General features: G+C 47.5%; 10 protein-coding genes. 8 read left to right on the top strand and 2 right to left on the bottom strand.

What is annotated here, in order from left to right:
* The first annotated feature begins 82 nt into the window (after nucleotides 1-82).
* The 3 genes from porZ to HZF10_RS10295 are packed head-to-tail and all read left to right on the top strand — an operon-like array spanning nucleotide 83 to nucleotide 3,515.
* Complete coding sequence (porZ, locus tag HZF10_RS10285; RefSeq protein WP_176006124.1) at nucleotides 83-2,386, top strand: type IX secretion system anionic LPS delivery protein PorZ; 2,304 nt, start codon at nucleotides 83-85, stop codon at nucleotides 2,384-2,386.
* Nucleotides 2,387-2,424: 38 nt separating this feature from the next.
* Entirely contained in the window at nucleotides 2,425-3,138 is a 714-nt protein-coding gene (gene recO, locus HZF10_RS10290; protein ID WP_176006125.1) for a DNA repair protein RecO, read from the top strand.
* The gene (locus HZF10_RS10295; protein WP_176006126.1) at nucleotides 3,135-3,515 is read left to right on the top strand and encodes a ribosomal maturation YjgA family protein; all 381 of its coding nucleotides are present in this window, start codon (nucleotides 3,135-3,137) and stop codon (nucleotides 3,513-3,515) included. The genes recO and HZF10_RS10295 overlap by 4 nt, the downstream gene beginning before the upstream one ends.
* Nucleotides 3,516-3,537: 22 nt before the next feature.
* Here the strand turns inward: HZF10_RS10295 and HZF10_RS10300 are convergent, their stop codons facing one another.
* Nucleotides 3,538-3,894 carry a TfoX/Sxy family protein gene (locus tag HZF10_RS10300; protein ID WP_176006127.1) on the bottom strand — a complete coding sequence of 119 codons (357 nt, stop codon included), beginning with the start codon at nucleotides 3,892-3,894 and terminating at the stop codon, nucleotides 3,538-3,540.
* Between the two features lie 149 nt (nucleotides 3,895-4,043).
* On the opposite strand from HZF10_RS10300, the gene ileS reads away from it, so the two are divergent.
* The 3 genes from ileS to HZF10_RS10315 all read left to right on the top strand — a co-directional run bounded on the left by ileS (nucleotide 4,044) and on the right by HZF10_RS10315 (nucleotide 8,658).
* Nucleotides 4,044-7,433, top strand: a complete 3,390-nt coding sequence (ileS, locus tag HZF10_RS10305) for an isoleucine--tRNA ligase (RefSeq protein ID WP_176006128.1) — start codon at nucleotides 4,044-4,046, stop codon at nucleotides 7,431-7,433.
* Between the two features lie 9 nt (nucleotides 7,434-7,442).
* A complete protein-coding gene (locus HZF10_RS10310; protein ID WP_176006129.1) occupies nucleotides 7,443-7,823 on the top strand; it encodes a TraR/DksA family transcriptional regulator in 381 nt (126 codons plus the stop codon).
* Between the two features lie 178 nt (nucleotides 7,824-8,001).
* A complete protein-coding gene (locus tag HZF10_RS10315; RefSeq protein WP_176006130.1) occupies nucleotides 8,002-8,658 on the top strand; it encodes a lipoprotein signal peptidase in 657 nt (218 codons plus the stop codon).
* On the opposite strand, the gene HZF10_RS10320 is transcribed toward HZF10_RS10315, so the two are convergent.
* Nucleotides 8,628-9,212 carry a 5-formyltetrahydrofolate cyclo-ligase gene (locus HZF10_RS10320; protein ID WP_176006131.1) on the bottom strand — a complete coding sequence of 195 codons (585 nt, stop codon included), beginning with the start codon at nucleotides 9,210-9,212 and terminating at the stop codon, nucleotides 8,628-8,630. The genes HZF10_RS10315 and HZF10_RS10320 overlap by 31 nt on opposite strands.
* Before the next feature lie 94 nt (nucleotides 9,213-9,306).
* Here HZF10_RS10320 and uvrC point away from each other — a divergent pair, with 94 nt between their 5' ends.
* Both uvrC and HZF10_RS10330 read left to right on the top strand, forming a co-directional pair.
* Complete coding sequence (gene uvrC, locus HZF10_RS10325) at nucleotides 9,307-11,127, top strand: excinuclease ABC subunit UvrC (RefSeq protein WP_176006132.1); 1,821 nt, start codon at nucleotides 9,307-9,309, stop codon at nucleotides 11,125-11,127.
* A complete protein-coding gene (locus tag HZF10_RS10330; RefSeq protein WP_246282560.1) occupies nucleotides 11,108-13,354 on the top strand; it encodes a patatin-like phospholipase family protein in 2,247 nt (748 codons plus the stop codon). Before uvrC ends, HZF10_RS10330 begins: the two co-directional genes overlap by 20 nt.
* Nucleotides 13,355-13,459 lie beyond the last annotated feature (105 nt).

Here is a 13,459-nt window from a genome sequence, read left to right on the forward strand (position 1 = left end):
TATCATCTATTATCTCTCCGGCCAAATATGAAAATCAGCATAATTGCGTTTGTACTATATTTGTTACCCATTCCGGATGGTTATGAAGAAGAATTACATTTTTATTGTCGCGATGCTTTTGGCTTCGGTATTTGCGTTCCCACAGGCGAATCCGGGGTGGACGGGATATTTTTCATATACCGAAATCAAAGACCTCACGCAATCGCCGACACGTTTTTATGCCGCGTCCGAAAATGCGCTGTTCTCGAAAGACCTCACCACAAACGTGATCAAAACCACGAATACCATCGACGGATTGTCGAGCCAGGTAATTTCGGCAGTTTATCACAGCGCCGCCACGAATCGCACTATCGTAGGTTACGAAAACGGTTTGATCAACGTGATCAATTCCGACGGCACGATAACCAAAGTCGTCGATATCATCAACAAACAGCTTCCGCCGAACATCAAGCGCGTCAACCATTTTATGGAATCGGACGGCATCATTTACATCTCGTGCGATTTCGGGATCTGCCAATACAACATCACGAATCTGCAATTCGGGGATACCTATTATATAGGAACGGGCCCGTCCGAAATCATCATCAAGCAAACCGCCGTGTTCAACGGGTTCATTTATGTGGCGACCCAGGATTACGGCATCAAACGCGCCGACATCACGAATCCGAATCTTATCGATGCCAACCAATGGACGACGGTCACTACGGGAAGTTGGGCCGGAATCGAGACGTTCGGGACCGAATTGGTCGCCGTTACCTCGGCTGGCCAACTCAACCGATACAACGGAAGCGCGTTCGTCGGATTCAATACGTTGCCCGCAGCACCAAAAGACCTGCGTGCCACATCCGATTACCTGATTGCGGTTACCGCGGGGAAAGTCTCGATTTTCAACCAGACGTTAGGGCTTGCCACTCAAGTTTTCAACTATTCGATTACCGATGTCGCCGTCCAATTTACCTGCGCAACGGTCATCGGACAAAATATTTACATCGGAACGTTGGCTCATGGCGTGTTTGTGACGACGCTGGCCAATCCGACCGTGTTCGAAAACATCACCCCGGACGGCCCGGCCAAGAACAACGTGTTCTCGCTGAATACCCAAACACCCGATCTGTGGGTGACTTATGGCGACTATACTTATTTTTACGACCCTGATCCGTTATTGTACGAAGGAATCAGCAAGTTCAATGCGGAAGGTTGGAACAATATCCCGTATGCCGACGTACATCCGACCGGTAAAGATGTGAACGATTTGGTACGCATGACGTTCAATCCGAACAACCCATCGCAATTTTACGTGAGCTCGTATCATTCAGGATTGCTAAAATTCGAGAACGAGGAATTCGTCCAATTGTACGACCAGACCAATAGCGAACTGGAATCGTTGGTTTTGGGAAGTGTTCCGTCGTATATAAGTATAAGGGTTGAACAATCGGCGTTTGACAGCAACGGCAATCTTTGGATGACCAATGCTAAGGTAGAAGACGGGCTTAAAGTGCTCAGAGCGAACGGCACGTGGGAATCTGTAGACATGAGCCCAATCATCGACGACTTTTTCTCTGACAGTTTCGGGCGTTTGGTCGTCGACAAGAACGACACCAAATGGATGGTTACGTATGCCAACGGAGTTGTCGCGTACAACGAAAATGCAGCCGAACCGTATAAAAAAATCACGGTGGGTTCCGAAACGGGCAATTTGCCCATAAATGATGCGCGCGCAATTGCGATAGATAAACGTAACCAATTGTGGATCGGCACGCGTAAAGGCTTGCGCGTATTGTCTAGCGTAGACAGGTTCAATAACGAAGGCCAGATGCGTGCCAACGAGATCGTGATAGAAACCGATGACGGTGATTCCGAATTGCTTTACGAGCAAGCCATCAACGACATTTGTGTGGATGGAGCGAACAACAAGTGGATCGGTACCGTCGATTCGGGCGTATTCATGTTTTCGTCGGACGGACAGGAAGAAATCCATCATTTCACGACCACGAATTCACCATTGCCGAGCAACGCGATAAACGATATAGAAATCAACGGAACTACTGGGGAAGTCTACATCGCGACCGACAAAGGATTGGTATCGTTCAAGGGCGTCAACACCGATCCGAAAGACAATTTGAGCAGCGTTTACGTGTATCCGAACCCGGTTCGTCCCGGTTTTACGGGTACGGTCAAGATCGCGAATCTCATCGACAACGCGAATGTCAAGATCGCCGACATTGCCGGAAACCTCGTTTTCGAGAAAGTCTCCGAAGGCGGAACGGTAGAATGGGATACGACGGCATTTGGCAAATATCGCGTGGCTTCGGGCGTTTACATGATTTTTATCGCTTCGGACGACGGGACTGAAACGAAAGTCAAGAAGGTCATGATCGTCCGATAGCTTATTATTTATTCTCATTTTTATTTTTTATTGCTCAAATGCGAATAACGACGAAGGCGATTGTAATTTCTTCATTGAAATATCAGGAAAAAAGCCTGATTGTGAAGTGTTTTACGCAATCGGACGGCTTGAAATCGTACTTCGTGCACAATGCGTTTTCGTCGAGAAGCGCCGCGCGAAAAACCGCCTATTTCCAACCGCTTTCGATTCTCGAGGTTGAGGCGAACCACAAAAACAAAGGCACGCTCGAAACGTTCAAGGAAATCCGTTTGGCGACGCCTTTCGCGACGGTTTCATCGGATGTCGTCAAAAGCACGATCGCGATTTTCCTGTCGGAAGTTTTTCATCACAGTATCCGCGAAGAAGAAAGAAACGAAGCGCTTTTCGAGTTTTTGGAAACCGCGCTATTGTGGTTCGATACACACGATGAGGTGGCGAATTTCCATTTGATCACGTTGCTTCAGGCGACTAAATTCCTCGGGTTTTATCCGGCTTCACCCACAAATCATTCGCGTCATTTCGAGATGGTCGAAGGCGTTTTTTCGGATTCGCTCGCGGTTTCTACTTTAGATGAGAACGAAACGCATCTGTTCAAGAGATTGCTTGGGCTTAAATTCGATTCCGACCAAAAAATATTTTCGGGTAACGAACGTTCGCAATTGCTGAAAATCGTGCTTGATTATTACGCGTTCCACCTCGACGGATTCAAACGCCCGAAATCGCTCGACGTATTAAAAGAAGTTTTCTCATGACCTTTCGACTGCGCTATCTCGTTTTGACAATCGTCCTTTTTGTGACTGAGGTCTTGATCGCGCTTTACGTGCACGACGACTTCGTAAGGCCGTATGTGGGCGATTTGCTTGTCGTAATCCTGATTTACGCGTTCGGACGTACTTTTTTTAAAATCTCGGTAAATCTGGCGGCAGTAGGAACTTTGGCGTTCGCGTTCTTTGTGGAATTCCTACAGTTTTTCCAAATTGTCGACAAGTTGGACTTGCGTGGGAATAAAGTGGCGCGGGTCGTGATCGGGACGTCGTTCGCTTGGGAAGATTTGGCGATGTATGTTGCGGGAATGGTAATTGTGCTTTTGGTTGAAAAGTTGCGCTCCTCGACTGCGCTCGGAGCCTAACCTCCGAGCGCAGTCGAGGAGGTCACGTCTTACTTTTCTTCGCCAAAGGATTATACTCCAAACACATTTTCACCCATCGCTCCAACTGATTTTTCGTTTTAAAACCCGTTTCGTCCACGTAAACGAAATTGCGCATCACCGATTTTCCATGACCCATGGGTGTCACTTCGGGATTTTCGAGTTCACGTTCGTAATCTTGATCCGAAATACGGCACAACAAACGGTCATGTCCCGAATCTTTTTCGGTCTTGGTGCAGATACACATTTTATCGTCGACCATGACGCAAACGCCTCCGAACATTTTCTTTTCCGAAAATTCCGTTCCCACATCCAGAAACGCTTCCCGAAGGCGATCCATAACCGATTCATTGTAAGCCATATGTAATGATTTTGTGAATTTTGTGTAACAGAAGTGCCGAAAACCCGCATTTCATCGCGAAAAACGTGCAATACCGCTAAAACACAGGCTTTAACACCAATTTAAACATTTTTTTGTTTACATTCGCGCGTCTTTTATAAATGCACCAAATGAACGCCAAATTTACGGAATACAAAGGGCTAGACCTGCCTACAGTAGCATCCGAAGTCCTCGATTTCTGGAAGAAGAATCACATATTCGAGCAAAGTGTAACCAGCCGTGAAGGCGCGCAACCTTACGTGTTTTTCGAAGGTCCGCCGTCGGCTAACGGTTTGCCCGGGATTCACCACGTAATGGCGCGTGCGATCAAAGACATTTTCTGCCGATACAAAACCCAGAAAGGTTTCCAGGTGAAAAGGAAAGCCGGTTGGGATACGCACGGTTTGCCTGTAGAACTCGGAACCGAAAAAGAACTCGGCATCACCAAAGAAGACATCGGCAACAAAATCACCGTAGAAGAATACAACGAAGCCTGCAAGCGCACCGTGATGCGTTACACCGACGTTTGGAACGACCTCACCGAAAAAATGGGCTATTGGGTCGACATGAACGACCCGTACGTGACCTACGAACCCAAATACATGGAAACGGTTTGGTGGTTGCTAAAACAGATTTACGACAAGAATTTACTCTATAAAGGCTACACGATCCAGCCGTATTCGCCAAAAGCGGGAACGGGTTTGAGCTCGCACGAAGTGAACCAACCCGGCGCGTATCGCGATGTGACCGATACGACTATCGTCGCCCAATTCAAAGCGATTGCCGAGACGCTTCCAAGCTTTTTGCAAGGTTTCGGAACGGTTCATTTCATGGCTTGGACGACGACGCCTTGGACATTGCCTTCGAACACAGCTTTGACCGTCGGGCCAAAAATCGATTACGTTCTGGTCAAGACGTTCAACCAATATACGTTTGAGCCGATCAATGTTGTTTTGGCGAAGAATCTTGTCGCGAAACAATTCGGTAAGAACTACGTCGAGTCTTCGGATTTCGATACTTATAAAGCGGGCGACAAGCAAATCCCTTATCAAATCCTTGCCGAATTCAAAGGTGCGGACACGGTCGGGATCAAATACGAGCAATTGTTGCCGTACACGCTTCCGTACCAAAATCCTGAAAACGCGTTCCGTGTGATTTCCGGAGATTTCGTGACTACGGAAGACGGAACCGGAATCGTGCACACCGCGCCAACTTTCGGTGCCGACGATGCCAAAGTCGCCAAAGAAGCGACTCCCGAAGTTCCGCCGATGCTTGTTTTGGACGAATTCGGAAATCCCGTTCCGCTTGTCGACTTGCAAGGAAAATTCACGTCTCACATGGGCGATTTGGCCGGAAAATACGTGAAGAACGAATATTATGACGCCGGAACTGCGCCTGAAAAATCGGTCGATGTTGAAATCGCAATCCGTTTAAAGGAAGAGAACAAAGCGTTCAAAGTAGAGAAATACGTCCACAGTTATCCGCACTCGTGGAGAACGGACGAGCCGCTTTTGTACTATCCGCTCGATTCGTGGTTCATCAAAATGACCGACGTCAAAGAGCGCATGTTCGACCTGAACGAGGAAATAAACTGGAAGCCGAAAGCGACCGGCGAAGGCCGTTTCGGAAACTGGCTCAAAAATGCGAACGACTGGAACTTGTCGCGCTCGCGTTATTGGGGAATCCCGTTGCCGATCTGGCGTACCGAAGACAAATCCGAGGAAATGATCATCGGGTCAGTCGAGCAGCTTTATAACGAAATCGAGAAATCGATCGGCGCCGGTTTCCAATCCGAAAACCCGTTCAAGGGGTTCGAGGCCGGAAACATGTCCGATGAAAATTATAAACTCGTCGACCTGCACAAGAATGTGGTCGACAACATCACGCTGGTTTCGCCGTCAGGAAAACCGATGAAACGCGAATCCGACCTTATCGACGTTTGGTTCGATTCGGGCGCGATGCCTTACGCGCAATGGCATTATCCGTTCGAGAACAAAGACAAGATTGACGGCAAGAAAGATTTTCCCGCCGATTTTATCGCCGAAGGAGTCGACCAGACGCGCGGTTGGTTCTATACGTTGCATGCGATCGGAACGTTGGTTTTCGATTCCGTCGCGTATAAAAATGTTCTTTCGAACGGTTTGGTTCTCGATAAAAACGGACAGAAAATGTCGAAACGCCTCGGAAACGCGGTCGATCCGTTCACGACCTTGGGCGAATACGGTGCCGATGCGACGCGTTGGTACATGATTTCGAACGCGAATCCTTGGGACAACCTGAAATTCGACATCGAAGGCGTGGCCGAAGTGCGTCGAAAGTTCTTCGGAACGCTTTATAATACGTATAGTTTCTTTGCGTTATATGCGAACATCGACGGTTTCAAATATTCTGAAGCCGAAATCCCGATGGAAGAGCGACCTGAAATCGACCGTTGGATCATTTCGGAACTGAATACGCTCGTGAAAGACGTCGATTCGTTCTACGCCGATTACGAACCGACGAAAGCCGCACGCGCGATTTCTGATTTCGTTCAGGAAAACCTGTCGAACTGGTACGTGCGTTTGTGCCGCAGACGTTTCTGGAAAGGCGATTACGCACAAGATAAGATTGCGGCTTACCAAACGCTTTACACCTGCTTGGTGACGGTTGCCAAACTGGGTGCGCCAATCGCTCCGTTCTATATGGACCAGCTTTATCGCGACCTCAATAATTTAACGCAAAAGGAAAATTTCGACAGTGTGCATTTGGCAAAATTCCCGGAATTTGTCGAAAACTTTGTTAATAAAACCTTAGAGAGCAAAATGGGCAAGGCCCAAACGATTTCTTCGTTGGTTTTGTCGCTTCGCAAAAAGGAAATGATCAAAGTGCGTCAACCGCTGCAAAAGGTTATGATTCCTGTGCTTGACGCGAATCAGAAGGCTGAAATCGAGGCCATTTCCGACCTCGTGAAAGCCGAAGTGAACGTCAAGGAAATCGAACTTTTAGACGATGCGTCCGGTGTTTTGGTCAAGCAGATCAAGCCGAATTTCAAGGCATTAGGACCGCGTTTCGGAAAAGATATGGGGTTGATTTCCAAAGAAATACAAGGTTTTTCCCAAGAGCACATCGCCCAATTGGAGCGCGAAGGCGAGCTTACGCTTGCCATATCGGGAAAAGATACTACTTTAACAACCGCCGATGTCGAGATCTCATCACAGGATATCGAAGGTTGGTTGGTAGCGAATTCAGGCGCGATAACTGTAGCTCTGGACATTACGATTACCGACGAACTCAAGAACGAAGGCATCGCACGAGAACTCGTGAACCGCATCCAAAACATGAGAAAGGATTCCGGATTCGAAGTGACCGACAAGATTACGGTGAGTTTACAAAGCGAACAAACATTGAACAAGGCCATCGAAAGTTTTGGCCAATACATCAAAGACGAAACACTAACCAAGGAACTGGTCATCAGCGAAAGCGTTGACGGAACCGATGTCGAATTCGACGATATCAAAACATCAGTATTAATCTCAAAATAACTAAACGAAATGGTAGATGAAAAGATTAGATACTCCGATGCCGACCTGGCGGAGTTCAAGGAAATCATTTTGAAGAAAATCGAAAAAGCCAAAGCCGATCTTGACCTTATAAAAAGCGCCTATATGAACGACTTGAACAACGGAACCGACGACACGTCGCCAACGTTCAAGGCATTCGAGGAAGGAAGCGAAACCATGTCTAAGGAAGCGAACTCCCAATTGGCGATCCGTCAGGAGAAGTTCATCCGCGACTTGAAGAACGCGCTTTTCAGAGTCGAGAACAAGACGTACGGCATCTGCAAAGTGACCGGGAAACTTATCAGCAAGGAACGCCTTAAAATCGTTCCTCACGCTACGATGAGCATCGAGGCCAAGAACTTGCAGCGATAATATTTTACGAAAGACTGAACGCTCCTTGATTGGGGCGTTTTTTATATCTGATTTTTTGCCAATTGGTTCTGGCAAAGCCAATTATTTGCTAAATCTGCAAATTCCGGTCCTTATAATTGGGATTTGGGATTTGGAATTTCGTTTTTTCATTTACTTTTGCCGCTTTAACAACTACTGCATGTCATTACGGAACGCGTACCTGCTCATTTTCTTAGTGTTGATCGTTGATCAGTTCAGCAAAATCTACATCAAGACGAATTTTATCCACGGCGATGAGGTTCGCGTTTTCAGTTGGTTCCGTATTCTTTTCATCGAAAACGAAGGAATGGCGTGGGGAACGAAAATCCCGGGCGCGTATGGAAAGCTCATTCTGACCGTTTTCCGATTGCTCGCTGTCGTCGGTATCGGATACTGGTTGTGGACGGCCGTTAAAGCGCACAGTTCACGTTATCTTGTCGTCGCCATCGCGTTGATTTTCGCGGGCGCTTTGGGCAACATCATCGATTCTGTATTCTACGGCGTGATTTTCTCGAGCAGCCACGGTCAATTGGCCGAAATGATGCCGCAACATGCCTACGGTACGTGGTTTCACGGAAAAGTGGTCGACATGCTGTACTTCCCGATAATCGAAAATTACCAGCTTCCGTCTTGGGTCCCGATTTGGGGAGGCGAGAAAATCACGTTCTTCAACGCGATCTTCAACATTGCCGATACGGCGATTTCTGTAGGAGTAGGGATTTTGATCGTCTTCAACAAAAAAGCGTTCCATAAAAAGGAAACTTCAGAAGATACTATCGTCACGACTCACGAAACGTCTGCACCGGCAAACGAATAAGTCTTTTCGGGCGTGATGCAATAATCGAGCTTCACATCGCTTTCAAAAACATCTTCCCAGGTATCGACGGCTTCGAAGAATGACAATCCGATCTTGATGGTTTCGGGTTTGCATTTGGCGAGAAACTTGTCGTAAAACCCTTTTCCGTATCCGATGCGGTTTCCGGTATCGTCAAAACACAAAAGCGGTACGAAAACCACGTCTATTTTGTCGATGGGAATTTCGATTCCGTCTTCGGGTTCGGGGATTCCGTTCGGGTTCGGGATAATTTTGGTGTCGTCGGTCAAAAGGAAATGCGTCATTTCGCGCGTTTCGAAATCGCTTTTGGAAAGGATTGCGTTCTTGTCTTTTCCGGCGAGCAAGTGCAGGATGAATTCGGTATCGACCTCGTTCTGTTTTTTTATCGGAAGGAAAATATGGTAACACTTGAAATCCCAAATCGGCAATTGCAGCAAACGGTTCGTGATGACGAGGCTTTTTTGCTCGACCTGATCGGGCGTCAGTTGCAACCGAAGTGTTTTATAGGCGATACGTAAATCCTTTTTGGTGAACATCGCGATAATTTTGGCTGTTAAAAGTACTTAAATTTCGGTTTTGGGCGCAAACCCAGCTACGTTCCTTTATCGCGATTCGTTACATTTGTACACTATGGAATCTCCTTCATTGGCCTTGCAAATACAGACCTTACCCGATTCTCCGGGCGTTTACCAGTATTTCGACAAGGACGAAAAATTGCTGTATGTCGGGAAGGCGAAAAACCTAAAAAAACGCGTTTCCTCGTATTTCAACAAAGTGCACGACAACGCCAAGACGAACGTCATGGTGCGCAAGATCGCGACCATTAAACACATTGTCGTTTACAGCGAAAGCGATGCGTTGCTGCTCGAGAACAACATGATCAAGAAACTGCAGCCGCGTTTCAACGTCATGCTCAAGGACGACAAGACGTATCCGTGGATATGCATCAAAAGAGAACCGTTCTCGCGTATTTTTTCCACACGTAAAATGATCAAGGACGGATCTGAATATTTCGGGCCGTACACGAGTTTCAAGACGATTTACACGATTTTGGATATGATCAAGGAATTGTATCCGCTGCGCACCTGCAATTACGATCTGACGCCCGAAAATATCCGAAGCGGAAAGTTCAAAGTGTGTCTCGAATACCATATCGGCAATTGCAAAGGCCCGTGCGAAGGCCATGAACCGTTGTCGGTTTATCAGGATCACGTCGATCAGATCCGCGAGATTCTCAAAGGAAATTTCAAGGACAGTTTGCGCGAATTCAAGAAACAGATGCAATTTTTCGCATCCGAAATGGAATTCGAGAAAGCACAGGTCATGAAGAACAAAATCGATGTTTTGGAAAACTATCAATCGCGTTCTATGGTCGCGAACCCGAAGATCACAAATGTCGACGTTTTCTCGATCGTGTCGGACGAAGCTTCGGCCTACATCAACTATTTACAGATTTCACACGGTTCGGTGATTCGGTCACATACGTTGGAACTCAAGAAAAAGCTCGATGAATCGGATGAGGAGCTACTCGAAATCGGCATCGTCGAAATCATGGAGCGCTTCGAACTCAAACTCAAAGAAGTCATCGTTCCGTTCAACGTCGATTTGGGCGAGAAAGTCAACGTCACCGTTCCGCAACTAGGCGATAAAAAACAAATTCTGGAATTGTCGATCAGAAATGCGAAATACCATCGCATGGAACAGATGAAACAAATGCAGATCGTCGATCCCGACCGACACACGACGCGCATCATGGCGCAGATGAAAAAAGATTTGCGTTTGCCCGAAGAGCCGCGCCACATAGAGTGTTTCGACAACTCGAACATTCAGGGAACGAACCCGGTTTCGGCCTGTGTCGTGTTCAAGGACGGCAAGCCGAGCAAGAAAGATTACCGCCATTTCAACATAAAAACCGTCGAAGGCCCGAATGATTTCGCGTCTATGGAAGAAGTCGTGCACCGTCGTTACAAACGGCTTTTGGACGAAAACGAGCCGCTTCCGCAACTGATCATCATCGACGGAGGGAAAGGACAGCTTTCGGCCGCATTGAAAAGTCTCGAACTGCTTGGTTTGAGAGGAAAAATCTCGATCATCGGCATCGCGAAACGACTCGAGGAATTGTTTTATCCCGAAGATCCGATTCCGTTGTATCTCGATAAAAAATCGGAAACGCTCAAAATCATACAGCAATTGAGGAACGAGGCGCACCGTTTCGGTATCACGCACCATCGCGACCGACGCAGCAAAGGCGCGCTACAGACCTCGATGGAAACCATTCCCGGAATCGGCGAAAAGACCATGCAGACGCTGATTAAGCATTTCAAATCGGTCAAAAGACTCAAAGAAGCCCAAGAATCTGCTATAGCCGAGGTAATTGGGCCGTCTAAAGCCAAAAAAATTACCGACTTTTACCATTCACAAAACCAAACAGATGATCGGAAGCAGGTGTAGAATGAAAATCCGCGGCATAATGTCGCTGATTTGCGTGTTGCTGTTTCCGATGGCGGTTTTTGCCCAAGACACGGTCGTCAAGCCGCGCCCGAAAATCGGATTGGTTTTGAGTGGCGGCGGGGCGAAAGGTTTTGCGCACATCGGCGTGTTGAAAGTGCTCGAGAAAACCGGCGTCAAGATCGATTACATTGGCGGGACGAGCATGGGCGCGATCATCGGTGGATTGTACGCTTCGGGTTACAATGCCACGCAAATCGATTCCATTTTCCGATCGACGAATTTCGACGAACTTTTGGGTGATTACATCCCGCGCGCTTCCAAGAATTTTTACGGCAAACGCAACGACGAGCTGTATGCGCTTACGCTTCCGTTCCAAAAGATGAGAATCGGGATTCCGCGTTCGTATTCCAAAGGCATCTACAATTACAACCTGATCGCGAAACTTACGCATAACGTGCGCCATGTGCGCGATTTCAACAAACTTCCGATTCCGTTTTTGTGTATCGCGACCGATATCGAAACGGGTGAGGAAATCCTGCTCAACAAAGGTTATCTGCCGCAAGCGATCCGAGCGAGTGCCGCGCTTCCTACGGTTTTCAGTCCTGTCGAGCTCGACGGGAGATTGCTCGTAGACGGTGGTGTTTCGAACAATTATCCGATAGATGAGGTGCGAAAACTTGGTGCCGACATCATCATCGGCGTCGACGTTCAGGACGATTTGAAAGACCGTGAATATTTGAGTGACGCCACTCGCATCCTGTCGCAGATTTCGAATCTGCAGATGATCGAGAAAATGCAGCAGAAAAAGAAGCAAACCGAGATCTACATCAAACCCGACATGTCCGATTACAGCGTGATTTCGTTCAGCAACGGCGCCCAAATCATCGACGAAGGCGAACGTGCGGCTTGGGAACAAGCGTATAAACTGCGCGCGATCACGGTGCAAAAAGGCGAGTACCATCGTCCGGACATCAAAGTCCAAAAAGACAGCCTGAACATCAAGAACATCAACATCGACAAGCTCGACAACTTTACCCGTGCCTATATCATCGGGAAATTGCGGTTCAAGAACGGCAGCAAGATTTGTTACGACGATTTGCGCGCGGGTATCGACAATCTAACGGGAACGCAGAATTTCAGTTCGATCAGTTATTCGCTCGAAAAGACGGCGACGGGCGACGAATTGCGCCTGCATTTGGTCGAAAATCCGATTCGCACGTACCTTAAATTTGGGCTTCACTACGACGGTTTGTACAAAAGCGGCATTTTGATGAACGTGACGACCAAACGCGTTTTGTTCAAGAACGATGTGGTTTCGGCCGACGTGATTTTGGGCGACAACTTCCGTTACAACTTCGATTATTACGTAGACAACGGCTTTTACTTCAGTTTCGGATTGCGCTCGCGCTACAACAGTTTCAACCGAAATGTCGGGACCGATTTCAGCAACGGCGCGCTTCTGGATTCTCTCGGTTTGAATACGCTCAACATCAATTTTTCGGATTTGTCGCATCAGGCGTATATCCAGACGCTTTTCATCCAAAAGTTCATGATCGGCGCCGGATTGGAGTGGAAACACCTCAAAATCAAGTCGGAAACGATCCAGAACCAAACCGTTTCGCCGACTTTTGAGCAAAGCGATTATTTGAGCGGGCTCGCTTATCTGCGTTACGATTCGTACGACAACCGTTATTTCCCTAAGAAAGGCTCGTATTTTTCGGGCGATTTCCAAACGTATCTGTACTCGTCCGATTACGGCAACGACTTCGAGAAGTTCTCGATTTTAAAGGCCGAAATCGGTTTTGCCAAGACGTTCTTCAGGAAATTCACGTTGCGATACGATGTCGAGGCCGGTTCGGCTATAGGCGACCACAGCATACCTTTTTTCGATTTCGTGCTCGGCGGATACGGTTTCAGCGGCGTCAACAACATCAAACAATTCTACGGATACGATTTCCTGAGCATTTCGGGAGACAGTTATATCAAGACCGGACTTACGTTCGATTATGAGATTTTCAGGAAACACCACGTAAATGTCGCGGCCAATTTCGCGAATCTGGGCAGTAACATCTATGCCGACGGTTCTTGGGTTTCATGGCCGCATTATACGGGTTATGCGGTCGGATACGGAATGGAAACCATAATCGGTCCGATAGAAATCAAATATTCGTGGTCGCCCGAACTTCCTAAAGGGTTCACGTGGTTCAGTGTCGGATTTTGGTTTTAGCACGCTCCTCGACTGCGCTCGGAGGGTTGGGTTCCGAGCGCAGTCGAGGAATCACCCCAAAAAGCAGAATTTTCCAAATTATACGAAGGTTTTGACTCCTTTTTA

The sequence above is a fragment of the Flavobacterium agri genome, assembly GCF_013401995.1.
Taxonomy (GTDB): Bacteria; Bacteroidota; Bacteroidia; order Flavobacteriales; family Flavobacteriaceae; genus Flavobacterium; species Flavobacterium agri.

Coding starts and splice junctions, on each gene's coding strand:
- porZ (WP_176006124.1), top strand. CDS start 83: ATGAAGAAGAATTACATTTTTATTGTCGCGATGCTTTTGGCTTCGGTA.
- recO (WP_176006125.1), top strand. CDS start 2,425: ATGCGAATAACGACGAAGGCGATTGTAATTTCTTCATTGAAATATCAG.
- HZF10_RS10295 (WP_176006126.1), top strand. CDS start 3,135: ATGACCTTTCGACTGCGCTATCTCGTTTTGACAATCGTCCTTTTTGTG.
- HZF10_RS10300 (WP_176006127.1), bottom strand. CDS start 3,894: ATGGCTTACAATGAATCGGTTATGGATCGCCTTCGGGAAGCGTTTCTG.
- ileS (WP_176006128.1), top strand. CDS start 4,044: ATGAACGCCAAATTTACGGAATACAAAGGGCTAGACCTGCCTACAGTA.
- HZF10_RS10310 (WP_176006129.1), top strand. CDS start 7,443: ATGGTAGATGAAAAGATTAGATACTCCGATGCCGACCTGGCGGAGTTC.
- HZF10_RS10315 (WP_176006130.1), top strand. CDS start 8,002: ATGTCATTACGGAACGCGTACCTGCTCATTTTCTTAGTGTTGATCGTT.
- HZF10_RS10320 (WP_176006131.1), bottom strand. CDS start 9,212: ATGTTCACCAAAAAGGATTTACGTATCGCCTATAAAACACTTCGGTTG.
- uvrC (WP_176006132.1), top strand. CDS start 9,307: ATGGAATCTCCTTCATTGGCCTTGCAAATACAGACCTTACCCGATTCT.
- HZF10_RS10330 (WP_246282560.1), top strand. CDS start 11,108: ATGATCGGAAGCAGGTGTAGAATGAAAATCCGCGGCATAATGTCGCTG.